17 protein-coding genes and 2 pseudogenes are annotated in these 23,022 nt (G+C 73.2%); 4 read left to right on the top strand and 15 right to left on the bottom strand.

All coding sequences use genetic code 11. The annotated features are described in order from the left end of the window. Positions 1–129: 129 nt before the first annotated feature. Positions 130–846 (bottom strand): VIT1/CCC1 transporter family protein, encoded by a 717-nt coding sequence (locus KBX37_RS16005; protein WP_210776745.1) that lies wholly within the window; start codon positions 844–846, stop codon positions 130–132. Then, positions 843–1,700: a type I methionyl aminopeptidase gene (gene map / locus KBX37_RS16000; RefSeq protein ID WP_210776744.1), complete on the bottom strand. Its 858-nt coding sequence runs from the start codon at positions 1,698–1,700 to the stop codon at positions 843–845. The genes KBX37_RS16005 and map overlap by 4 nt, the downstream gene beginning before the upstream one ends. Positions 1,701–1,795: 95 nt before the next feature. Here map and KBX37_RS15995 point away from each other — a divergent pair, with 95 nt between their 5' ends. After that, positions 1,796–2,110, top strand: a complete 315-nt coding sequence (locus KBX37_RS15995) for an STAS domain-containing protein (protein ID WP_210776743.1) — start codon at positions 1,796–1,798, stop codon at positions 2,108–2,110. Between the two features lie 27 nt (positions 2,111–2,137). On the opposite strand, the gene KBX37_RS15990 is transcribed toward KBX37_RS15995, so the two are convergent. The 6 genes from KBX37_RS15990 to KBX37_RS15965 all read right to left on the bottom strand — a co-directional run bounded on the left by KBX37_RS15990 (position 2,138) and on the right by KBX37_RS15965 (position 10,984). Then, entirely contained in the window at positions 2,138–5,806 is a 3,669-nt protein-coding gene (locus KBX37_RS15990; RefSeq protein ID WP_210776742.1) for a SpoIIE family protein phosphatase, read from the bottom strand. Between the two features lie 187 nt (positions 5,807–5,993). Next, entirely contained in the window at positions 5,994–6,539 is a 546-nt protein-coding gene (locus KBX37_RS15985; RefSeq protein ID WP_210776741.1) for a pyridoxamine 5'-phosphate oxidase family protein, read from the bottom strand. Positions 6,540–6,587: 48 nt separating this feature from the next. Continuing rightward, positions 6,588–7,280, bottom strand: a complete 693-nt coding sequence (locus KBX37_RS15980) for a gamma-glutamyl-gamma-aminobutyrate hydrolase family protein (RefSeq protein ID WP_210776740.1) — start codon at positions 7,278–7,280, stop codon at positions 6,588–6,590. 111 nt (positions 7,281–7,391) lie between these two features. Then, entirely contained in the window at positions 7,392–8,159 is a 768-nt protein-coding gene (locus KBX37_RS15975) for a 3-oxoacyl-ACP reductase (protein ID WP_210776739.1), read from the bottom strand. 5 nt (positions 8,160–8,164) lie between these two features. Beyond that, positions 8,165–9,520, bottom strand: a complete 1,356-nt coding sequence (locus tag KBX37_RS15970) for an aldehyde dehydrogenase (protein WP_210776738.1) — start codon at positions 9,518–9,520, stop codon at positions 8,165–8,167. A 99-nt stretch (positions 9,521–9,619) separates the two neighbouring features. Further along, positions 9,620–10,984, bottom strand: coding sequence for a glutamine synthetase family protein (locus tag KBX37_RS15965; RefSeq protein ID WP_210776737.1), 1,365 nt, complete (start codon positions 10,982–10,984; stop codon positions 9,620–9,622). A 224-nt stretch (positions 10,985–11,208) separates the two neighbouring features. Between KBX37_RS15965 and KBX37_RS15960 the strand changes: the two are divergent. After that, positions 11,209–12,222, top strand: a pseudogene (locus tag KBX37_RS15960) (sorbosone dehydrogenase family protein); the annotation flags it as partial. A 219-nt stretch (positions 12,223–12,441) separates the two neighbouring features. On the opposite strand, the pseudogene KBX37_RS15955 reads toward KBX37_RS15960, so the two are convergent. Both KBX37_RS15955 and KBX37_RS15950 read right to left on the bottom strand, forming a co-directional pair. Beyond that, positions 12,442–13,905 (bottom strand): annotated as a pseudogene (locus KBX37_RS15955) (amino acid permease); the annotation flags it as partial. A 383-nt stretch (positions 13,906–14,288) separates the two neighbouring features. Next, on the bottom strand, positions 14,289–14,483 hold the full coding sequence (locus KBX37_RS15950; RefSeq protein ID WP_210776736.1) for a hypothetical protein: 195 nt from the start codon (positions 14,481–14,483) through the stop codon (positions 14,289–14,291). Between the two features lie 192 nt (positions 14,484–14,675). On the opposite strand from KBX37_RS15950, the gene KBX37_RS15945 reads away from it, so the two are divergent. Together KBX37_RS15945 and KBX37_RS15940 are read left to right on the top strand one after the other, a co-directional pair. Then, entirely contained in the window at positions 14,676–15,941 is a 1,266-nt protein-coding gene (locus KBX37_RS15945) for an acyl-CoA thioesterase/bile acid-CoA:amino acid N-acyltransferase family protein (RefSeq protein WP_307849086.1), read from the top strand. 416 nt (positions 15,942–16,357) lie between these two features. After that, complete coding sequence (locus tag KBX37_RS15940) at positions 16,358–17,269, top strand: phosphotransferase (RefSeq protein WP_210776734.1); 912 nt, start codon at positions 16,358–16,360, stop codon at positions 17,267–17,269. A 148-nt stretch (positions 17,270–17,417) separates the two neighbouring features. On the opposite strand, the gene KBX37_RS15935 is transcribed toward KBX37_RS15940, so the two are convergent. The 5 genes from KBX37_RS15935 to pcaF all read right to left on the bottom strand — a co-directional run bounded on the left by KBX37_RS15935 (position 17,418) and on the right by pcaF (position 22,923). After that, a complete protein-coding gene (locus KBX37_RS15935) occupies positions 17,418–17,783 on the bottom strand; it encodes a hypothetical protein (protein ID WP_247658158.1) in 366 nt (121 codons plus the stop codon). 103 nt (positions 17,784–17,886) lie between these two features. Continuing rightward, entirely contained in the window at positions 17,887–18,387 is a 501-nt protein-coding gene (locus KBX37_RS15930) for a DUF456 domain-containing protein (RefSeq protein ID WP_154943530.1), read from the bottom strand. 76 nt (positions 18,388–18,463) lie between these two features. Beyond that, a complete protein-coding gene (locus KBX37_RS15925) occupies positions 18,464–20,632 on the bottom strand; it encodes a bifunctional diguanylate cyclase/phosphodiesterase (RefSeq protein ID WP_210776733.1) in 2,169 nt (722 codons plus the stop codon). Positions 20,633–20,639: 7 nt separating this feature from the next. Next, a complete protein-coding gene (locus KBX37_RS15920; protein WP_210776748.1) occupies positions 20,640–21,458 on the bottom strand; it encodes an SAM-dependent methyltransferase in 819 nt (272 codons plus the stop codon). 259 nt (positions 21,459–21,717) lie between these two features. After that, entirely contained in the window at positions 21,718–22,923 is a 1,206-nt protein-coding gene (pcaF, locus tag KBX37_RS15915; RefSeq protein ID WP_210776732.1) for a 3-oxoadipyl-CoA thiolase, read from the bottom strand. Positions 22,924–23,022: the final 99 nt, after the last annotated feature.

Raw genomic sequence — 23,022 nt, 5'->3', positions numbered from 1 at the left:
GCGCCATCTCCAAACACCGCGCCAAGGGCGCCATCGACCGCACCAACTACCACCACACCATCGCCATCAAGATCCTCAACACGACGGCGTTGACAACCAACCCACCCCCTTAACTGAACGGCATTGGGGTTAGTTGAGGCCGCCCTGGATGCCGATGAGGGCGCCGACGAGGTAGGTGGCCGCGGCGGCGGCGGTGCCGAGCAGGAGTTGGCGCAGGCCGCTGGTCCACCAGGGGCGGTAGGTGAACCGGGCGACGATCGCCCCGGCCACGAAGAGCCCCACCGCGCCGACGCCGAGCGCCAGCCAGAGGCTGGTGAAACCGAGCAGGTAGGTCAGCAGCGGCACCAGCGCCCCGACCGAGAAGCAGAGGAACGACGACGTCGCCGCCGACCAGGGGCTGGGCTGCTCGTCCGGGTCGACGCCCAACTCCTCCCGGACGTGCACCCGCAGCGCCTCCTCCGGGTTGCGCCGGACCGCCTCGGCGACCTGGGTGGCGAGGTCGCGGGGCAGGCCCCGGGCGACCCACGCGTCGGCCAGCTCGCGGGCCTCCGCCTCGGGGTGCCGCTCCAGCTCGCGCCGTTCCTTGGCCACCTCGGCGGCGACCTGCTCGTTGGCCGAGCGGACGCTGGTGTACTCCCCCAGCCCCATCGAGATGGCGCCGGCGACCAGGCCGGCGGTGCCGGTGAGCACGATGCTGCGCGGCGAGACGCCACCGCCACCGACGCCCGCGATCAGGGCGATGTTGGTGACCAGCCCGTCCATCGCGCCGAAGACGGCCGGGCGCAGCCAGCCGCCGGACACGTCCGCGTGGTGCGCCTCGCGCAACGCGGCTGGAGTCTCGGTCACGGCAGGGTCAGGATCTCGTAACCGTCGTCGGTGACGACGATGGTGTGCTCGAACTGGGCCGTCCACCTGCGGTCCTTGGTGACCACCGTCCAGCCGTCGTCCCACATGTCGTACTGGTAGGTGCCGAGGGTGATCATCGGCTCGACGGTGAACGTCATCCCCGGTTCCATGATGTCGGTCGGGCGCGGGCTGTCGTAGTGCGGCACGTAGAGGCCGCTGTGGAAGGCCTCGCCGATGCCGTGACCGGTGAAGTCCCGCACCACGCCGTAGCCGAACCGCTTGGCGTACGACTCGATGACCCGGCCGATCACGTTGATCTGGCGGCCGGGCTTGACCGCCTTGATGCCGCGCATCATCGCCTCGTGGGTGCGCTCGACCAGCAGCCGGGCCTCCTCGCCGACCTCCCCGACGCAGAACGTCGCGTCGGTGTCGCCGTGCACCCCGTCGAGGTACGCCGTGACGTCGACGTTGATGATGTCGCCGTCCTGGAGCACGGTCGAGTCGGGGATGCCGTGGCAGATCACCTCGTTGAGGCTGGTGCAGCAGGACTTCGGGAAGCCCTTGTAGCCCAGGGTCGACGGGTAGGCGCCGTGGTCGACGAGGAACTCGTGCACCACCCGGTCGATCTCGTCGGTGGTCACCCCCGGCTTGCAGTGCTCGCCGGCGAGCTGGGTCGCCTGGGCGGCGAGCCGACCGGCGACCCGCATCTTCTCGATGATCTCCGGGGTCTGCACGTGCGAGCCACGCCACTCCTGCGGACGCTTCTTGCCCACGTACTCCGGACGGACGATGTGGCCAGGAACCGCTCGCCACGGGGAGAGCGTGCCTGGGGTCAGCGGCGCACGGACGGTCATGGCGACAGCCTATCGCCGAGCCCTGCGGTGACCCCCGCCACGGCCGGGCCGCGACGGTTGTTGCCGTGCGCATACGGCTGTGCCATTGTGGCTGCGTGGATCAAGGAGGAGCACCTCCCGTCTTCTCCGCGAGCGCGGAGCTCGACGGCGACCACCTCCACGTCGTGGTGACCGGCGAGGTCGACATGGCGACCGCCGACACCATGCTCCAGGCCGCCCTGCGCGAGCCCGCCGCGCGGGTCACGCTGGACCTGCGGGCCGTGACGTTCTTCGACTCGGCCGCCATCCACGCCGTCGTCCAGCTCGCCCAGCGCGTTCCCGGCCGGCTGGCCGTGCTGCCGTCCCGGCAGGTCGCCCGGGTGCTGGAGATCTCCGGCCTCGGCGAGCAGGACTGGCTGCGCCGAGACTGACCGGCGCCGGATGCCCTGGGGCCGGCCTCAGTCCCGCAGCCGCCGGGTCAGTCGCAATTCCGTCCCGTCCGCGCCCCGGCTGACCGTCAGCTCGCCCAGCGCCTGGATCAGCGCCAGCCCGCGGCCGCGGAAGCCCGCCCCGGTCGACTCGCGCCACTGGCCGCTGTCGCGCACCGTCGCCACCACCGTCCGGTCGGCGATGGCCACCTCGACGCTGATCGTCGGGTGGGTGGGCGCCACCGGGTGCTCGATCGCGTTCGCGGCGGCCTCGGAGACCGCCACGGTCAGGTCGAACACGTCGGTCTCGCCGACCCGGTGGGCGACCAGGAAGTCCTCCAGCCGCCTGCGCAGCACGCTGAGCCGGGTCGGGTCGGCCGGCAGCCGCAGCGCGAACCGGTTGAGCTCGACGGCCTCCAGCGCCAGCACCGCGACGTCGTCGTGCCGGGTCCGCTCGGCGACCCGCTCCACCACGGCGTCGACCAGGTCGGCGACGTGCTCGCCCCGGACGGCGGCGTCCCGGCGGAGCTGGGCCAACGCCTCGTCGATGCCCACCTGCCGGTCCTCGACCAGCCCGTCGGTGTAGAGCAGCAGCCGGCCGCCGGGGGCCAGTTCGCCCTCGACGGTGCGGTACGTGGTGCCGGCGATGGCGCCGATGGGCGGACCGAGCGCCGCCTCGTGCAGGAACGCCACGTCGTCTCCTCGGATCAGCAGGGGGGACGGGTGGCCGGCGCTGGCGTACCGCAGCCGGCCGGTGCGCGGGGAGAACCAGAGGCACACGACGGTGGCAAAGGACTGGCGCTCGGTCGAGCCAACCAGCCGGTTCAGCCGGGTCAGCGACTCCCCCGGGTCGTAGCCCTCCAACAGGTACGCCCGCAGCCCGTTGCGCAGCTGGCCCATCGCGGCGGCGGCCTGGACGCCCTTGCCGACCACGTCGCCGATGACCAGCACGACCTCGTCGTCGGCGACCCCGATCACGTCGTACCAGTCTCCGCCGACCTCCACGTCGGCACTGCCGGGCAGGTAGCGGCTGGCCACCACCGCGCCGGGCAGCTGGGGCAGTGTCCGGGGAAGCAGGCTGTGCTGGAGGGTGGTGGCGATGCGGTGCTCGGCCTCGTAGAGCTGGGCGTTCTCCAGGCGTACCCCGACCAGGCGGGCCAGTTCGGTGAGCGCGGCCTGCTCGGTGCCGTTGCCCTCGCAGTGCCACACCCGCAGCTCGCCGAGCTGCGCGCCGACGGTGCCGGTCAGCGGCAGCACGTGCGACGGCTCGGCCGGCACGGTCCCGCCGGCGTCGACCTCGTGGCGGGCGCCGGCGGTGGTGACGAGCACCCGGGCCGCCTCGGCGAGGCTGAGCGCGTGCCGGGCGGCGACCTGCACCACCTCGGCGGTGGACCGGGCCGTGTTGACCGCCACCGCCGCGTCCGCCAGCGCCCGGAGCCGGCGGATGATCTCGCCGCGCAGCTGGCCCAGCTCGACGTTGGCCCGGACCCGGGCGATCAGCTCCTGCCCGGAGAAGGGCTTGGTCAGGTAGTCGTCGGCGCCGACGGAGAGCCCGGCGACCGCCTCGGCGGAGCCGGCCCGGGCGGAGAGCAGCACGATCGGCACGTGCCGGGTCCGCGGGTTCGCCCGCAGCGCCGTGACCAGGCCGAAGCCGTCCAGCCGGGGCATCATCACGTCGGTCAGCACCAGGTCGAAGGAGCCCTCCATCGCCTGTTCGAGCGCTGCCACGCCATCGGGCACCGCCACCACGTCGTACGACGGGCCGAGCAGTCGGGTGACGTGTTCGCGCAGGTCGGCGTTGTCGTCGGCGAGCAGGATCCGGCCGGTGCCGGCGGTCACCGCCCGGTCGTCCGGCTTCGGCGGGTGCGCGACGTCGCCGCCGTCGCCCCAGATCGCGGTCTCCGCGACGTAGAGCCGGGCCTGCTGCGGCGCGGCCAGTGGGGCCGGCGCGCCGCTGGCGACCCGGTCGGCGGGGAGGTGCGCGGAGCCGAACGGGACCGTCACGGTGAACGTGCTGCCCTCGTCCACCCGGCTGCTCACCACCACCCGGCCGCCGTGCATCTCGACCAGCTCGCGGACCAGCGCCAGGCCGATCCCGGTGCCCTCATGGGTACGCGAGCGCACGCCGGGCACCCGGTGGAAGCGCTCGAAGACGTGCGGCAGCTCCTCGCGCACGATGCCGACGCCGGTGTCGCTGACCTCCAGCCGGGCGACGCCGTCGACCGCCCGGATCCGCACCCGGATCTCGCCGTCGAAGGTGAACTTCAGCGCGTTCGACACCAGGTTGAGGACGATCTTCTCCCACATGTCCCGGTCGACGAAGACCGGCCCGGGCAGCGGCGGGCAGTCGACCACCAGGCTCAGCCCGGCCCGCGCGGCGGCGGAGCGGAAGGTGCTCACCAGCCGGGAGGTGTAGTCGGCCAGGTCGGTGGGCTGGTAGTGGGCGGCCAGCCGGCCGGACTCCAGCCGAGAGAAGTCGAGCACCGTGTTGACCAGCTTGAGCAGGCGCAGCGCGTTGCGGTGCATCACCGTCAGCCGGTCGGTGTACGCCGGGGGCAGCGCCGGATCGGCGAGCATCTCCTCCAGCGGCCCGAGGACCAGGGTCAGCGGGGTGCGGAACTCGTGGCTGACGTTGGCGAAGAAGTTGGTCTTGGCCCGGTCGAGCGCGGCCAGCTCGGCAGCGCGGGCCCGCTCCTGGGCGTACGCCCGCTGCTGCCCGACGGCCCGGGAGATCTGCGCCGCCACCAGGTCAAAGAAGTTGCGGTACTCGTCGCCGAGGAACAGCCGCCGGGAGACGCCGACGACCAGCACCCCGGCCGGCTCGTTGGTGGCGGTCAGCGGCAGCGCCAGGGCCCGGTCGGCGGCCTCCGGCGGCACCGTGCCGAACAGGTCGGCCACGTCGATCTCCGCGGCGACGCCCTCCTCGGCGACCCGCAGCAGCGCGGGCGGCGCCTCGCCCGGGACGTTCCCGGGGCCGGTGCCGCTGCACCCGCCCAGCGCGAGCTGACCGGTGTCGTCGTGGAGCCGGAGGCGGGCGAAGGGGATGTCGGAGCGGTACCCGTCGAGCACCTCGGCGGCGATCCGGCCCACCTCCGCCACGGTGCGCGCCTCGCCGAGCCGGGAGCCCAGCTCGGCCAGCGCCCGGAGCCGGCGCTCGCCGAGCACCCGGCCGGTGGTCTCGTTCACGAAGCAGAAGACGCCGTCGACCCGCCCGTCGGCCGCCCGGATCGGGTCGTACGAGACGTCGAAGTAGACCTCCTCGACGAAGCCCTGCCGGTCGATGACGAAGGGGTGGTCCTCTCCGTGGTACGGCTCACCCGTGCGCAGCACGCCGTCCAGCACCGGGCCGAGCACGTCCCAGGTCTCGGTCCAGTGCTCGCGGGCCGGCTGACCGATGACGCCCGGGTGCTTGGTGCCGATGGTGGGCAGGTAGGCGTCGTTGTAGAAGGTCCGGTGGTCCGCACCCCAGAACATGGCGATCTGGGCGCGGGAGGCGAGCATCATGCTGACCGCGTGGCGCAGCGCCGCGGGCCAGGTGTCGGGGGTGCCGAGGGGGGTGCGGGACCAGTCGTACCCGGCCAGCCTCCGGCCCATCTCGCCACCGGCCGCGAACGCCTCGGCGAGCTGCGGAGGGAGTGAGCCGTCGCCGGACCGACCCGACGAGTTCCGCTCGCCCTCGCCCACCTGGGCCGAGCTCATGCATCCTCCCGCTCCGGCCGTGCCCCGCGACGCCTCGGCGTTCACCGGCCGTGCCCCGCCTTCTACCCAGACGGATCGGCAACGTAACGCATCGGTCCCGGTGGACGCTGGTTACCTGGGTCTCATCCTGCCGTCACCGGCGGCGGACCGCTCATCCGGAGCGGGCCCGGCCGGCCGGGCCGGCGGGTCAGAAGACCGGCAGGCCGTCGATGCTGGCGGCGTTCTTCCTGCTCCGGTAGGCCGCCAGGTCCTCGTCCGTGCGACGGGAACCCCACTCGATCAACAGGTCGCGTTCGCCGCGGTAGTCCATCAGCGGCACCGCGTACCCGCAGGAGTCGCTGACCCGGTCGACGGCGACCGTCACCACGCTGCGGACGGCGTGTGGGTCGGGCGGGTCCGGGAAGCCGGCGAGCAGGGCCGGGAAGCCCGGGTCGGTGAGCGGCGTGGCGACGCCCCGGCCGTGCAACCGGACGATCTTGGGCGGGCCGGTGAACGCGCAGAACATGACGGTGACCCGCCCGTTCTCCCGCAGGTGGGCCAGGGTCTCCGCGCCGCTGCCGTGGTAGTCCAGCCAGGCCACGGTCAGCGGGTCGACGACGAGGAAGGTGCCGCGCATCCCCTTGGGCGAGACGTTGACGTGCCCGTCCGACGGGGCGGAGGCCACGAAGAACACCGGCTGCGCCTCGATGAACTCCCGCAGCCGCCCGCCGATCTCCGGATACACCTTCCCCATGCCGGCCATCCTCGCACCCGTCGCCGAAGAGTGGGACGCCCGTTCCCATCAGTTGGAACGGGCGGCCCGGACCAGGGCGGTGACCGGGCGCGGGTCGGCCTCGTTCTCCGGGTGCCACTGCACCCCGAGCAGGAAGCGCCGGCGCGGATCCTCGACCGCCTCGACGACCCCGTCGTCCGCCCAGCCGGTGGCGACCAACCGCCCCGGGTCGGCGACCCCCTGATGGTGGTAGGAGTTGACCCGGTCCACCCCGGCCATCACCGCCCCGGCCAGGCTGCCCGGCGCGACCCGGACCGGGTGCGCGCCGTACCGGCCCGGGGCCGGGCGGTGCCGGTCGTGGCCGACCACGTCCGGCAGGTGCTGGTGCAGCACCCCGCCGTGGGCGACCACCAACAGCTGCAGGCCCCGACAGATCCCCAGCACCGGCAGGTCGGCGGCCAGCGCGCCGGCGAGCAACGCCAGCTCGCCGGCGTCCCGGTCCGGCCGGGGCTCGGTACGCGGGTCGGGCGGCTGGTCGTACCGCTCCGGGGCGACGTCGGCGCCGCCGGCCAGGACCAGCCCGTCGAGCACCCGGACCACGTCGGCGTCCACGTCGTCCGGGGGCAGCACCACGGCCCGGCCGCCGGCCGCGCTGACCGCCCGGACGTACGCCTGCGGCACCAGGGTCGCCGGCACGTCCCGCCACACCGCCCAGGCGGCGGGCTCCACGTACGCGCTGATCCCGATCAGCGGGCGGCTCACCGGGCCGGCACCGTTCGCGACCGCGGGGCTCGACCCGGCTCACTCCTCGCGCTCACCGGGCCAGCACCGTTCGCGACTGCGGGGCACGCAGACCCGGCTCACTCCTCGCGCTCACAGGGGGGTGACGTACGCGCCGGTGATACCGCCGTCCACCACGAACTGCGCGGCGGTCATGAACGACGCGTCGTCGCTGGCCAGGAAGGCGACCGCGGCGGCGATCTCCTCCGGGGCGCCGAACCGCCCCATCGGCACGTGCACCAGCCGGCGGGCGGCCCGCTCCGGATCGGCGGCGAAGAGCTCCAGCAGCAGCGGGGTGGCGACCGGGCCGGGGCAGAGCGCGTTGACCCGGATCCCCTCCCGGGCGAACTGCACGCCCAGTTCCCGGGTCATCGCCAGCACCCCGCCCTTGCTCGCCGTGTACGCGATCTGCGAGGTGGCCGCCCCCATCAGCGCGACGAAGGAGGCGGTGTTGATGATCGAGCCCCTGCCCTGCCGGCGCATGTGCGGGATGACGTACTTGCAGCAGAGGTAGACGCTGGTGGTGTTGACCCGCAGCACCCGCTCCCAGGCGTCCAGGCCGGTCTCCAGGATGGAGTCGTCGTCGGGCGGGGAGATGCCCGCGTTGTTGAACGCCACGTCGACCCGGCCGTGCCGCTGCACCACGCCGTCGAAGAGGTCCCGGACGGACGCCTCGTCGGCCACGTCGCAGGCGACGAACTCGCCGCCGACCTCGTCGGCCGCCCGCTTGCCGGCCTCGGCGTCGATGTCGACGCAGACCACCCGCGCGCCCTCGGCGGCGAAGCGCCGCACCGTGGCCAGCCCGATCCCGCTGCCCGCCCCGGTCACCACGGCCACCCGGTCCTGAAGTCGTCCCTGCACGCTGGTCACTCCTCTGTGCTGATGAACACGTTCTTGACGTCGGTGAAGGCGTGCAGCGCGTCCGGGCCCAGCTCACGGCCGAGGCCGGAGCGCTTCATCCCGCCGAACGGGGTCCAGTAGCGCACCGAGGAGTGCGAGTTGACGCTCAGGTTGCCCGCCTCGACGGCGCGGGCCACCCGCAGCGCCCGGCCGACGTCCCGGGTCCAGACCGACCCGGACAGGCCGTACTCGGTGTCGTTGGCCAGCCGCACGGCGTCGGCCTCGTCGTCGAACGGGAGCACCGACACCACCGGCCCGAAGACCTCCTCCCGCCAGTGCCGGTCGGCCGGCGACTCGGCGAGCAGCACGGTCGGGGCGTGCCAGTAGCCGGGGCCGTCGGGGCACGAGCCGGTGAAGGCGACCTTCGCGCCGTCGACGTACCCGGCGACCCGGTCCCGGTGCGCGGCCGAGATCAGCGGCCCCATCTCGGTGCTCTCGGCGGCCGGGTCGGCCACCCGGAAGGCGCGCACGGCCGGTTCGAGGAGTTCGAGGAAGCGGTCGTACACGCTGCGCTGGACCAGGATGCGGGAGCGGGCGCAGCAGTCCTGGCCGGCGTTGTCGAAGACCGCGTACGGCGCGGTGGCCGCCGCCTTCGCCAGGTCCGCGTCGGCGAAGACCAGGTTGGCGCTCTTGCCGCCCAGCTCCAGGGTCACCCGCTTCACCTGTTCGGCGCAGCCGGCCATGATCCGGGTGCCGACCTCGGTGGAGCCGGTGAAGCAGACCTTGCGCACGGCCGGGTGGGTGACGAACCGCTCCCCCACCACGCCGCCCTGCCCCGGCAGGACGGTGAACACCCCCTCGGGCAGGCCCGCCTCGACCGCCAGCTCGCCCAGCCGCAGCGCGGTCAGCGGGGTCAGCTCGGCGGGCTTGAGCACCACCGTGTTGCCGGCGGCGAGCGCCGGGGCGAAGCCCCAGCCGGCGATCGGCATGGGGAAGTTCCACGGCACGATCACCCCGACCACGCCGAGCGGCTCGTGGAAGGTGACGTCCAGCCCGCCCGGCACCGGGATCTGCCGGCCGGTCAACCGCTCCGGGGCGCCGGCGTAGTAGTCGAGCACGTCCCGGACGTTGCCCGCCTCCCAGCGGGCGTTGCCGATGGTGTGCCCGGCGTTGTGCACCTCCAGCCGGGCCAGCTCCTCCAGGTGCGCGTCGACCACGGCGGCGAACCGGCGCAGCAGCCGCGCCCGGTCGCCCGGCGCCATGCCCCGCCACCTCTCGTACGCCCGCGCGGCCCGCCCGATCGCCGCGTCCCCCTCCGCCGGCGAGCTGGCCGGCACCTTTCGCAGGATCTCCCCGGTCGCCGGGTTACGCACGTCGGTCACCCGTCCCACCCTGCCCTCTCCGCGGTGTCTGCGCAGCTGTCGTCCCGGCGCGTCGCGCCCGTCCCGCGCCGGCCCGACGGGCGGCCGAGGCGGGCGGCCTCAGAGGCGTTCGAAGCCACGGACGAGTTCCCAGTCCGTCACGGCGGCGTCGAAGGCGGCCAGTTCGACCTTCGCCTGGTTGGCGTAGTGGGCGACCACCTCGTCCCCGAAGGCGTCCTTCGCGACGGCCGAGGACTCCCACCGGGTGAGGGCGTCGCGGAGGGTGGCGGGGACCCGCTCGGCGGCCGGGTCGTCGTACGCGTTGCCGCTGCACTCCTCGCCCAACTCCAGCTCCCGTTCGATGCCGTGCACCGCCCCGGCCACCAGGGCGGCGATCGCCAGGTACGGGTTGACGTCCGCGCCGGGCACCCGGTTCTCCACCCGCATCCCCTGCCCGTGCCCCACCAGCCGCAGCGCGCAGGTGCGGTTGTCGGTGCCCCAGCGCAGCGCGGTCGGGGCGAACGAGCCGGGCTGGTAGCGCTTGTAGGAGTTGACGTTCGGGGCGAAGAAGAGGCTCAGCTCGCGCATGGTGTCGAGCAGCCCGGCCAGCACTCGCTGCCCGGTCACCGACAGGTGCGCGGGCCCGTCGCCGAGCATCGCGGAGCGGCCGTCGGCGTCGCGCAGCGAGAAGTGGATGTGGCAGGAGTTGCCCTCGCGGGCGTTCGGCTTGGCCATGAAGGTGATCGACATGCCCTCCTGGGCGGCGATCTCCTTGGCCCCGTTCTTGTAGATGACGTGGTGGTCGGCGCAGGCCACCACCTCGTCGTACCGGAAGGCGATCTCGTGCTGGCCGAGGTTGCACTCGCCCTTGGCGCTCTCCGGGGTCAGCCCCGCGCCGGCCATCTCGGTGCGGATGCGGCGCAGCAGCGGCTCCACCCGGGCGGTGCCGAGCAGCGAGTAGTCCACGTTGTACTGGTTGGCCGGGGTCAGCTCGCGGTAGCCGCGCCGCCAGGCGTCCTCGTACGAGTCGCGGAAGAGCACGAACTCCAGCTCGGTGCCGGCGTACGCGGTCAGCCCGTGCGCGGCCAGCCGGTCGAGCTGGCGGCGCAGGATCTGCCGGGGCGAGGCGACCACCGGGCCGGAGCCGTCCAGCCACTCCAGGTCGGCCAGCAGCATCGCGGTGCCCGGCTGCCAGGGCACCCGGCGCAGGGTGGCCAGGTCCGGCCGCATGGCGAAGTCGCCGTAGCCGCGTTCCCAGCTCGACATGGCGTACCCGTCGACGGTGTTCATGTCGACGTCGACCGCGAGCAGGTAGTTGCAGCCCTCGCTGCCGTGCCGGACCACCTCGTCCAGGAAGAAGGGGGCGTGGAACCGCTTGCCCTGCAACCGGCCCTGCATGTCGGTCAGGGCCAGCACCACCGTGTCGATCTCGCCGCCCCGGATGGCGACCCGCAGTTCTTCCAGCGTGAGCGGAGCTTTCCTCATCGGCGAGCCTCCATCACCAAGGTCTACCGGCCTGGCGGATCACCGTCAATGCCCCGGGCCGGCCCCCCCGGCAAACCAGGTCGACCGGCCGATCGGGCCGGACCGGCTGATCCCCGCCATCCGGGGCACACCTGCTCCCCAGCCGGCGCGGGTGACCCGCAACTATTCCCAGGTCAGGGGCGTTCTGCTCAGCAGCGGGCCGTCATCATCCAGGCCTACCGGCAATGCCCCGGCGCGGTCGGGGACGAAACCGAGGAGTTCACATGCGTCGGATCGTCGCCGCCGTCGCCGCCGTCGTGCTCGCCGTCGGGCTGGGCGGCACGGACGCCCGGGCGGATCGGCAGCCGCCGGTCGGGACCGGACGGCCGCCGGTCCCGGCCGGCTTCGATTTCACGAACCCGCAGGTGGTCGCCGCCGGCCTGGCGGCGCCCTGGGGGCTCGACTTCCTGCCCGACGGCAGCGCGCTGGTGGCCCAGCGCGACCTGGGCACCGTCGTGCGGGTCCGGCCCGGTGCCCCGCCACGTCAGGTCGCCCGGATCGCCGGCGTGGTCGCCGGTGGGGAGGCGGGCCTGCTCGGGCTGGCCGTCTCCCCCACGTTCCGGCGGGACCGGCTGGTCTACGTCTGCTACACCACCGCCTCCGACATCCGGATCGCGCGGTTCCGGCTCCACGCGCCACAGTCCCTCCAGGTGATCCTCAGCGGTGTCACCCGGGCGGCCGCCCATGACGGCGGCCGGATCGCGTTCGGCCCCGACGGCATGCTCTACGCCGGCATCGGTGACGCCGTCGTCCCCGCCAACGCGCAGAACCTGGCCAGCCGGAACGGCAAGATCCTGCGGATGCGGCCGGACGGCGGGGTGCCGGCGGACAACCCGTTCCCCGGTTCGCTGGTCTACAGCTACGGTCACCGCAACGTGCAGGGTCTCGCCTGGGACCGGCGGGGGCGGCTGTTCGCCACCGAGTTCGGCCAGAGCACCTGGGACGAGGTGAACCGGATCGTGCCGGGCGCCAACTACGGCTGGCCGGTCGTCGAGGGCAGCAGCGGCGATCCCCGGTTCCGCGACCCGGTCGTCGTCTGGTCACCCGCGGAGGCGTCACCGAGCGGGGCGGCCTTCGCCGCTGGCACGCTGTTCGTCGCGGCGCTGCGGGGAGCGCGGCTCTGGGCCGTACCCGTTGACGCCGCCGGTCGGGTCGGCACGCCGACCGCCGTGCTGCAGGGGGCCTACGGCCGCCTGCGTACCGTCGAGGTGGCCCCGGACGGCGCGCTCTGGGTGACCACCAGCAACCGGGACGGCCGGGGCAGCCCGGCGGCGGACGACGACCGCGTCCTCCGCTTCCCGGCCGGGGCGCGGCAGCCGCAACCCCCGGCGCTCCTCGTCGGCCCGCGCGGCGTCGGTGGCCGCTCGCGGCGCCGGCAGGTCGACGGTACGGCGGGGGCCGGTGAACCACTTCCGGGCCGAGGCGTACCACCAGACGGCGACCAGCAGCAGCAACCCGCCCACGGCGAGCGGCGCGTAGTTCACCGCCGACCAGCTGAAGTCGGCGTTGCCGGGCACCCCGGCGGGGACGATCGGCAGCACGAAGTAGACCGAGATGACGGCGATCTCGATCACCGCGATCCAGCCGAGCAGCTTGTACTTCGGGCCCAGCGTCCACGGCCCGGGCTGGAACCGGTCCCCCATTCGCAGCCGCAGCGCGATCGGGATGACGAACGACAGGTAGAGCCCGAGCACCGCCACCGAGACCACGGCGTAGAAGGCGACCGGGATGCCGGACGGGCTCTCGTAGAGGGCGGGCAGGGTGAGCACCAGCCCGGCCAGGGTGGCGCCGATGATCGCGTTGACCGGGGTGCCGTTGCGGTCCACCTTCGACCAGAACCGCCAGCCGGGCACCGCGCGGTCCCGGCTGAACGCGTACGTCATCCGGCTCATCGAGGTCACGCAGCTCATCCCGCAGAAGAACTGGCCGATGGTGGAGATGATGATGACGGCCTTGAAGAAGAACGGCGTCAGCGCGGTCTCGAAGATCGCCCCGGAGAACCCGCCGGCCTCGTTGATCGCGTCGACGTCGGTGGCGGCGAAGAGGAAGGCCAGCAGCAGGATCCAGCCACCGACCGCGGAATAGAAGATCGACCGCCAGAGTCCCTTGGCGGCGGCCTGCGACGCGCCCCGGGTCTCCTCGGAGACGTGCGCGCAGGCGTCGAAGCCGGTGATCGTGTACTGGGTGAGCAGGAAGCCCAGTGGGAGCACGTAGAACCAGAAGGTCAGCCCGCCGGTGTCGCCGTCGCCGAAGCCGGAGTTGTTGAACCGCTCGGTGAAGACGAACTTGAAGCTCTGGTGGTCGTCCGGCACCAGCAGCAGGATCGCCACCACGGCCGCCGCGCCGGCCACGTGCCACCAGACGGAGACGTTCTGGAGCACGTCGATGATCCGGTGCCCGAAGATGTTGATCAACCCGTGCAGCACCAGGATGACCACGAACAGCAGGAACGCCTGGCGCAGCGTCCCCGCCCAGCCGTCGAAGAGCGCCGACAGGGTCAGGTTGAGGAAGGTCGCGCAGCCGTAGTCCACCGAGGCGGTGACGGCGACCAGCCCGATCAGGTTGAGCCAGCCGGTGAACCAGCCGTGCACCGGGCGGCCCATCTTCGCCGCCCACCAGTAGATGCCGCCCGCCGTCGGGTACGCCGAGACCAGCTCGGCCAGGCAGAAGCCGATGATCAGGATGAACAGCGAGATCAGCGGCCAGCCCCAGGAGATGGCGACCGGGCCGCCGTTGTTCCACGCCTGGCCGAAGGTGGTGAAGCAGCCGGCCAGGATCGAAATGATCGAGAACGAGATGGCGAAGTTGGAGAAGCCGCTCCACTTGCGGCGCAACTCCTGCTGGTAACCGAGTTCGGCGAGCCGTCGGGCGTCGTCGTCCATCGGTTGCTCGGCGGTCGGCGAGGGCGTCGTGGCCACTTCGCACCTCCCTGAGGTGATCCCCGGTACGAGTGCGCCCGAGTCTCGTCCCGTGGGATCACCGCGGTCAATCCGTCGCAGGTTCCGAACTCGCAAATTGCATTGCCGACCGGGGTGGCCCGGCGGCATGCTTGAGCCCGTGACCAGGCCCGATCGCGACGGGCCTTCCGCCGGGCGCTCGGCAACGCCCGGTCCGCGGCGGCGCGGGGCGCTCACCTCTCTCTCACTCGTACGGCGATCCGCCGTACCCGACGGGTACCCCGCGCCGCCGCCCCTTCGTCCGGGCGGTTCCGCTTTGGCAAGAAGGGAGCGACCCCATGATCAACGCGGGCTCCGTGGCGCCCCACCTATGGCGTCGTTCCTTCCGATCCAAGGCGAACCCACGCTACGAAGGCGACGTTCTTCTTGAACGACTTTTTCCATGAACGATTCAGTCTCCGCAGCGGCAGGCGGCCGTCCGCCAACAGGACTTCGGCTTCACCGGCATCGGCATCGGCATCGGCATCGTCCACGAGGCACGTCGGACAGGTGGCGCTGAGCACGCGGAGGGCTCCCATGGTTGTTTTAGCCTCCGGCGAGACGAGGCCGGGCAATGCCGTGGGGGCGCTCGGTCTCGTGGCCGCCGCGCGACTCGCCGCCGTAGCCGTGGTGGTGCGAGGAGAGTCGGCGCTGCGGCGACGCTGGCGGCTGGGCAAGGCGTTCGCGCGAGACGGCTTAGCTTTACCCTTTACGGCGTGACCCTTTACGGCGTGGGCGTTCGCCATTGGCTCGTCGGCCTGACCGCCGCCGTGGTCGTGTCTGGTGGTGCCGCGGCGTGCTCAGCGCGGCATTCGACGCACGCCACGATCAGAGTGGACGCCGAGACTGCCCTGGCTGATCAGCCCGTTCGTGTATGGGTGTCGGGCCTGCTGGCCCGGGAGACCGTCACCGTCGCGTCGCAGGCCGCCGACGCCCAGGGCCGGCACTGGCGCGGGGAGGCGACCTTCACGGCGAACGGCGACGGCGCCGTCGACCTCGATCAGTCCGCGCCCGTGTCGGGCTCGTACGGCGGCGCCGACGGCATGGGTCTGTTCTGGTCGATGCGGCCGCCTACCGGCGATCCGGACCAGGCATGGTTCAGTCCCGGGTCCCCTGAGGTGGCCGGGGCGTTCGAGGTCCGGTTGACCGTGACCGCGGCCGGCCGGGAGATCGCGGCGCGCACCTTGACCCGGCAGTGGACCGCGACCGGTGTGACCCACCGCACCCTGACGCTCGGCGCTGACGGAGCGGCCGGAGTCCTGTTCCTGCCGCCCCGGGGTGCCGTGAGCCGTCCCGGCGTGCTGCTCCTCGGCGGGTCCGAGGGCGGTGTGGGGCGGAAGTACGACGCGGCGCTGCTCGCCTCGCACGGCCACCCGGCGCTGGCGCTGGGCTACTTCGGCGTACCCGGTCTGCCCGAAACCCTGCGCGAAATACCGCTGGAGTACTTCGTGACGGCGGCGCGGCTCCTGCGCGCGCAGCCGGGGGCCGATCCCGGTGGGGTGGTTGTCAACGGCTACTCCCGCGGCTCTGAGGCGGCGCTGCTGCTGGCCGAGTCCTACCCCGACCTCGTCCGCGGCGCCATCTTGTACGCGCCCAATGACACCGTCTGGCCGGGCTTTCCCAACGGTGGCAGCGCCTGGACCATCGGCGGCGCCCCAGTGCCGCGGACCGCCATCCCGGTCACCCATGTGGCCGGTCCGGTCCTCGCCATCGGCGGCGGCGAGGACCGGGTCTGGCGGTCCACCGCGCAGGCGCAGCGAATCATGCAACGCCTCGACGACGCCCAGGTCACCACCGCGCACCAGGCCCTGATCTATCCGGACGCCGGCCATGGTGTCGGCAGCTTCCCGTACCTCGCCGCGGGCACGTCGCAGATCTCTCCGGGCACTGACGTAGCCAGGACGCTGGGCGGCACCCGCGACGCCGACGCCGCGGCCCGCAGCGACGGCTGGCCGAAGGTCCTCGCCTTCCTGGCTGCCTGATCCAGCCCGCCGATCGTCTAGCTCTAGCTGGCGTCCGACGACGCCTCCGGCGTGCACGCCCCGCCCCAGGATCCGCCAACTGGTGCCTCGCACGCGACGTTGACTGGGTGATGCATCGATCCTGGCGGCGGGTCGGGCAGGGTGTCTCCAACGGTTGCTGACGGAGGAGGTGGTCGATGGGCCGCAAGCCTGAGGTGCTCGTCCGGGACGTGTCGATGCCGGAGAGTCAGAAGCTGCAGCGGATCACTCGGACAGCGAAGGATCCGGTGAAGCTGCGGCGGCGATCGTGGTGTTGGGTGTCCGCTCAAGGCCAGCCGGCGGGGTGGGGTGTCCGCACCGGAGGTAGCCGATGAGCGGACGTTGTGCAGCAGGCTGGCCGGGATCCGGGTGTCGGGTCACCGGCGTAGGTTTGGCGCATGACGTTCGACGTGGGTCGCTGGTGCAAGCATCACCTCGGCTCCGCAGTCGAGGATGTCCGGTTGATCTCAGGCCACCTGTCGCGGGTCTTCTGTGTGCGGTTGCCCGAAGGGCGCGAGGTGATCGTCAAGGTACGGCCGTACTCACCACGCCTCGCTGGGTGTGCGACTGTGCAGCGAGCGCTGTGGCGCGCTGGCTTTCCCGCTCCTGAGCCACTGGCTGGCCCGGTGGTCGAGGAGGGCCTTGCGGTAAGCGCTGAGGCGTGCGTGCCCGGAGGATCGCTGGCGCCGGAGACCGACCCCGTCAGCCGGTTCGCCGGGTTGCTGGCGCGATTCATCACTCTCGCACCCCGGCCGGCAACGGTCGGCACCTTTGAACCGGATCTGCCGTGGACAGCGTGGAATCATGCGCTGCCAGGCGTCTGGCCGGTCGCCGACGATCGTGACGACGACCTGAACGCAGCCGAGCACGCGACGGCTTGGCTCGACGAGACTGGGGCGCGACTCCGTCGTCGGCTGAGCCGGTTCGTGCGTACCCCGGCCGGAGTCCGCGTCGTGATCGGACACGGCGACTGGGAAGCGCAGAACCTCCGCTGGAATGGTGACGAGCCGCTGGTGGTCCACGACTGGGACAGCGTCACAGCCGCGCCGGAGGCTGTGGTGGTCGGGCTGGCCGCGTCCGTGTGGCCGTGCGGGATGGCGCCCAGGGCCGCGACGGTTCCCGAGTCAGCAGCGTTCCTGGATGCCTACCAGCGCGCTGCCGGCCGCGCCTGGTCGGCAGGTGAGATCCAAGCGAGTTGGGCCGCAGGCCTTTGGGTGTACGCGTTCAACACGAAGAAGGCCAGCCTGGACGGAGCATCGTGGCTGGCACCGGACGAGGCCGAGCAGAGGCTCGCACTGGCCGGTGCCTGAATCGGCCAACACTGAGCAAGAAGGGTGGGCCGCCGAACGCCGTGAGGAACCAGGCGTGTCCGGTCCGCATACCGGCCGACCTCCAGGCCGTTGGAGAGGTTCCCGGAATGCCGCTGCGGGATCGTGTCGACGTAGGTGGCCTCGGCGATCAACAGGTCGACGTCCCGGGCCAGTTCGACGAGGTCGGGGCTGGCACCGGTGTCCCCGGTGTAGCCGAGCACCGTGTCCCGGGCGGCGAAGCGGGCCCCGGCGTTCGGTACCCAGTGCGGCAGCGGCCAGTGTCCACGGCGTACGGCGCGAGTCCGAAGCTCTCACCCGCGGCGAACTCACGAAGCCGGTACGCCCCGTCGACCAGGCCCGGCTCGTCGATCGCGAGCAGCCGCTCCAGGCCGCCGGCGGGGGCGTACACCGGCAGCGGCGGACCGGTCCGGTCGGCGAGCACCCGGGCCCGCAGCAGCGGCTGGAGGGTCGCGTAACCGGGGCCGACCAACAACCGGAACCGCTTGTGCTCCACCAGGAAGCCGGAACATGCCTGCCGGGGCGGTGGGCCACGCGCCGAGCCCTCCGAGAATGATCCGCATGGTGCCCGACGTTAGTCGGCGCGCCGGCGCGACGGCTCAGGCGAACAGCAGGCCGGCGACCCAGAGGGCGGCGACGACCAGCCCGGCCAGGAACTCCACCATCATCGACAGCCCGGCCGCCTTGAGCGCCTGCACGGTCGCCGGCCAGGCGAGCTGGTTGCTGCCCAGGCGCAGCCGCTCGGCGCCGAACACCCCGCCGACGAAGCCGAGCACCAGCCCCACCACCGGGATCACGAAGAACCCCACCAGCCCGAGCAGGCCGCCGGCGAGCAGCGACGAGGTGGGCACCCCGGTCCGCTTCAGGTTCCGCCCCGGCCAGGCGTACTTGACGACGGTGCCGCCGGCGGCGACCACGGTGGCCGCGGCGAGCACCGCCCACCGGCCCGGGCCCGCGCCGCCGAAGAGCGCCCAGACCAGCACGCCGCCCCAGCACAGCGGCAGCGCCGGCAGCCCGGGCACCACCACGCCGGCCAGTCCGGCCAGGATGGCCAGCGCGGCCACCACCGACACGGCCGCCTGTGAATCGGTCAGGCCCACGCCGCCTCCGCCCGTCGCGCACGGCCCCCGGCGGGACCACCATCCGGGTACGCCCCGCCGCGCCCGACCCGAGCGCTCACGCCGCCGCCTCCCCGCCGCGCAGCCGGGCGGTGATCTCCTGCGCCGGCATCGGCGGGCCGAACCAGCGCCCCTGACCGGTGTCGCACCGCAGCGCCCGCAGCCGTTCGGCCTGGGCGCCGGTCTCCACGGCCTCGGCGGTCACGGACAGCTCCAGCGCGTGCGCGAGCCGGACCAGGGCGTCCACGATGCGCTCGTCCCGGTGGTCGACGGGGGTGTCCGGTTCCTCGGCCCGGATCCCCTCGACGAACGGGCCGGCCAGCTTCAGGCAGTGGATCGGCAGCCGCCGCAGGTACGCCAGGTTGGAGTAGCCGGTGCCGAAGTCGTCGATGGCGAGCCGGACGCCCAGCCCGGCGAGCCGGCGCAGCGAGCGCAGCGGCTCCCCGGCGGTGCCCATCACCGCGCTCTCGGTCAGCTCCAGCTGCAACAGCTCCGCCGGCAGGCCCGTCCGGCTCAGCGCGCCCGCCACGGTGTCGACGATGGCCGGGTCGTCGGCCTGCCGGGCGGCCAGGTTGACGCTGACCACCAGCGGCTGCGCGGGGAACTCGCGGTGCCAGGCCCGGGCGTCCCGGCAGGCCTGCCCCAGCACCCACTCGCCGAGCCGGACGATCAGGCCGGTCTCCTCGGCCAGCCCGATGAACCGGTCCGGCCCGACCAGGCCCAGCTCGGGGTGCCGCCAGCGCACCAGCGCCTCCACCGCCAGCATCTCCCCGTCCAGCAGCGAGACGATCGGCTGGTAGTGGACCACGAACTCGTCCCGGTCCAGGGCGGCCGGCAGCCCGGCGGCGAGCGCCGACCGGGCGATGTCGGCGGCGCTGCGCTCCGGGTCGTACACCGCCCAGCGGCCCCGGCCCTCCGCCTTCGCCCAGTACAGGGTGGTGTCGGCGGCCTTCATCAGCTCGGAGGCGCTGGTCTCGGCAGCCGGGCACTCCACCACGCCGACGCTGGCGGAGACCGCGAGCTGCTGGTCGCCGACCAGCACCGGGGCGGAGACGGCGGCCAGGGCCAGTTCGGCGACGCCGACGGCGTCGTCCAGCCCGTCGCCGCCGTCGACCAGGATGACGAACTCGTCGCCGCCCATCCGGGCGACCAGGTGGCCCTGCCCGGCCACGCAGTCGGCCAGCCGGCGGGCGATGGTGATCAGCAGCCGGTCGCCGAGATCGTGGCCGAGGCTGTCGTTGACCGCCTTGAAGCCGTCCAGGTCCAGGAAGCAGACGGCGATCCGCTGCTCCGGACCGGCCCGCTCGAAGCACCGCCCCAGGGTCTCGAAGAACAGCGTCCGGTTGGGCAGGCCGGTCAGCGGGTCGTGCAGGGCCTGGAACCGCAGTCGCTGCTGGAGTTCGTACCGCTCGGTGATGTCCTCGATCATCGCCACCGTGAACCGGGGGCGTCCGTCGTCGTGCCGGATCAGCGAGACCGCCAGGTCGGTCCAGACGACGGTGCCGTCCTTGCGGTGGTAGCGCTTCTCCACCCGGGCGTGGTCGTGCTTGCCCTCGATCAGCTCCTGGTACAGCTCCCACATGCCGGCGGCGTCGTCGGCGTGGAACAGCGACGCCACGTTGATCTGCCGCAGCTCGTCGACGGGGTAGCCGAGCATGTCGGCGAAGGACTGGTTGACCTCGATGATCTGCCCGTCGATGCCGGCGATGCCGATGCCGATCGCCGCGCCGGTGAAGACCGCGCGGAAGCGGGCCTCGCTGTCGCGCAGCGCCCGCTCCACCGCGTCCCGGGCCTGCCAGGCCGAGCGGGCGATGCGTTCCTGCTGGCTGAAGGTCCGGTTGCGCAGGGCGCGGGCGAACCCGGCCGCGAGCGCCCCCTGCAACGCCGCCACCCGGTCGGCGACGTCGGCGGGGTGGACCCGGTCCGGCAGCACCTGCGCCAGGAACCGGTGGCCGAGGGCGTGCACCGACCAGTCCAGCACCCGGGGCTCGGTGAGGTGCGCCTCCACCAGCGCCCGGCCCACGTCCTCCGCCGGGGTGGCGGAGAACTGCCGGGCCAGCACGGCCTGGCCCAGCCGTACGGTGTGGACGAGCAGCAGCCGCTCGGTCTCGTCCGCGCTCAGCGGCACGAAACCGAGTCGGCGCACCGCCCGGGCCCAGTCGGCGGCGTACCGCTGGGCGCCGGGGCGGTGGAGATCGTCCCCGCCGGAGTCCGGGACGGCGGCCATGTCGGGCTCAGCCGGCGGCGCGGTCGTACCGGGCGACGCCGCCGAAGGCGCCGAACCGCTCGGGGTGCTCGTCCACGTCGGAGGGTGAGTCCGGTCGCCACAGCGGCATGTGCACCACGCCCGGCTCCAGGATCGTCCAGTCGCCGAAGAAGCCGGTGATCTCGGCCCGGGAGCGCAGCGTGATCTCGGTGGCGGTACGCGCCGACAGCCGCTGCGCGTCGAGCATCTCCTGCGGCTGGTCCTCGAAGGTCGAGTGGGAGATGACCAGGAAGCTGCCGGGCACCGCGGCGGCCCGCAGGGCGGCGAGGATGTCGGCCGGGCGGTCGACGTCGGGGATGAAGTGCACCACCCCGGCGAGCAGGATGCCGACCGGGCGGCTGAAGTCGATCAGGCCGCTGGCCCGGGCCTCGTCCAGGATCAGCTTCGGCTCCCGCAGGTCGGCGTGGATCGCGGTGGCCCGGTCGTTGCCGGCGAGCAGTTCCAGGCTGTGCGCCACGGCCACCGGGTCGATGTCGACGTAGACGATCCGGGCCTGCGGGTTTGCGGCCTGCGCCACCTCGTGCACGTTGCCGACGGTGGGGATGCCCGAGCCGATGTCGAGGAACTGGTCGATGCCGGCGTCGAGCAGCACCCGGACGGCCCGGCGCAGGAACTCCCGCCCGGAGCGCATGGTGGCCGCCAGGTTCGGCGTCATGCTGGCGATCTGCTCGGCGAGCTGCCGGTCGATCTCGAAGTTGTGCGCGCCGCCGAGGAAGTAGTCGTAGACGCGGGCCGCGCTCGGCCGGCTCAGGTCTATCTCGGCGGGAGTTCCGTCCGGCATCTGCATCGGTTCGCCCCAGTTCGTCGCCGCGGTGCGGGAGGGCACCGGTGTCCGCACGCGCGCAGGCACGCGGAGGCGACACCGGCCGACCCGCGGAAGGTGTGGTGCTGACCACTCTAGGCGCGTACGCCCGAGCGCGGGAGATCCACATTTGGGCGGTGATCACCTGTCCGCCCGACAGCGTCCCGGCGGCGGTACCTGCCGGCGCCCCGGGGCCCGCGACACCGGCGGCCGCCCGATCTCGCGCCGCCGACCGGCGCGACGGTCAGGCGGCGGACTCCAGCATCAGCGCGATGCCCTGCCCGACGCCGATGCACATGGTGGCCAGCGCCCGCCGGCCGCCCCGGCGGCGCAGCTCCAGCGCGGCGGTCAGCGCCAGCCGGGCGCCGCTGGCGCCGAGCGGGTGGCCGAGCGCGATGGCGCCGCCGTTGGGGTTGACGTGCTCGGCGTCCTCCGGCAGGCCCAGCTCGCGCAGCACCGCCACGCCCTGCGCGGCGAACGCCTCGTTCAGCTCGACCACGTCGACGTCGCCGAGGCCGAGGCCGAGCCGGTCGAGCAGCTTACGGGTGGCCGGCACCGGCCCGATGCCCATGATCCGGGGCGGTACGCCGGCCGCGGCGGCCCCGCCGATCCGGGCCAGCGGGGTCAGGCCGTACCGGGCGACCGCGGCCTCGGAGGCGACCAGCAGCGCCACCGCGCCGTCGTTGACCCCGGAGGAGTTGCCGGCGGTCACCGTGCCGCCCTCGCGGAACGGGGTGGGCAGCGCGGCGAGCTTCTCCAGCGACGTCTCCCGGGGGTGCTCGTCGACCTCGACCAGCTTCGTCTCGCGCCGCCCGGCCGGCACGGTCACCGGCACGATCTCCTCGGCGAACCGGCCGTCGGCCTGCGCCTTGGCGGCCCGCTGCTGGGAGCGCAGCGCGAACTTGTCCTGCGCGACCCGGTCGACGCCGAACTCGGCGGCCACGTTCTCCGCCGTCTCGGGCATCGAGTCGATGCCCCAGCCGGCCTTCATCAGCGGGTTGACCAGCCGCCAGCCGATGGTGGTGTCGTACACCTCGGCGGTGCGGGCGAACGGCGTCGCCGCCTTCGGCATGACGAACGGCGCGCGGCTCATGCTCTCCACCCCGCCGGCGACCACCAGGTCGGCCTCGCCGGCCACGATGGACCGGGCGGCGGTGGCCAGCGCGTCCAGGCCGGAGCCGCAGAGCCGGTTGACCGTGCTGCCGGGGACCTCCTCGGGCAGCCCGCCGAGCAGCGCCGCCATCCGGGCGACGTTGCGGTTGTCCTCGCCGGCCTGGTTGGCGCAGCCGAGCACCACGTCGTCGGTGCGGGCCCAGTCCACCGACGGGTGGCGGGCGACCAGCTCGCGGATCACGTGGGCGGCGAGGTCGTCGGGGCGTACCCCGGCGAGGGCGCCGGCGTACCGGCCGATCGGCGTGCGGACTCCGGCCACGAGGTATGCCACGGTCATCGGCGCTGTCCTTCGGGGGTGGAAGGGGTTCGGCGTCGCCCCGGTCGCGGGGACGCCCGAGCGCCAGGATATCCGCGGGCCGAGCCGATAGGTTGACGG

Source organism: Micromonospora sp. U56, assembly GCF_018070095.1.
In the GTDB taxonomy this organism is placed as follows: domain Bacteria; phylum Actinomycetota; class Actinomycetes; order Mycobacteriales; family Micromonosporaceae; genus Micromonospora; species Micromonospora purpureochromogenes.
This window is presented reverse-complemented; position numbering and strand designations above follow the sequence as displayed.

Bases quoted from the DNA above. Each gene is read 5' to 3' on its own strand.
- map (WP_210776744.1), bottom strand. From the start codon at position 1,700: ATGACCGTCCGTGCGCCGCTGACCCCAGGCACGCTCTCCCCGTGGCGA.
- KBX37_RS15990 (WP_210776742.1), bottom strand. From the start codon at position 5,806: ATGAGCTCGGCCCAGGTGGGCGAGGGCGAGCGGAACTCGTCGGGTCGG.
- KBX37_RS15985 (WP_210776741.1), bottom strand. From the start codon at position 6,539: ATGGGGAAGGTGTATCCGGAGATCGGCGGGCGGCTGCGGGAGTTCATC.
- KBX37_RS15965 (WP_210776737.1), bottom strand. From the start codon at position 10,984: ATGAGGAAAGCTCCGCTCACGCTGGAAGAACTGCGGGTCGCCATCCGG.
- KBX37_RS15940 (WP_210776734.1), top strand. From the start codon at position 16,358: ATGACGTTCGACGTGGGTCGCTGGTGCAAGCATCACCTCGGCTCCGCA.
- KBX37_RS15925 (WP_210776733.1), bottom strand. From the start codon at position 20,632: ATGGCCGCCGTCCCGGACTCCGGCGGGGACGATCTCCACCGCCCCGGC.
- KBX37_RS15920 (WP_210776748.1), bottom strand. From the start codon at position 21,458: ATGCAGATGCCGGACGGAACTCCCGCCGAGATAGACCTGAGCCGGCCG.
- pcaF (WP_210776732.1), bottom strand. From the start codon at position 22,923: ATGACCGTGGCATACCTCGTGGCCGGAGTCCGCACGCCGATCGGCCGG.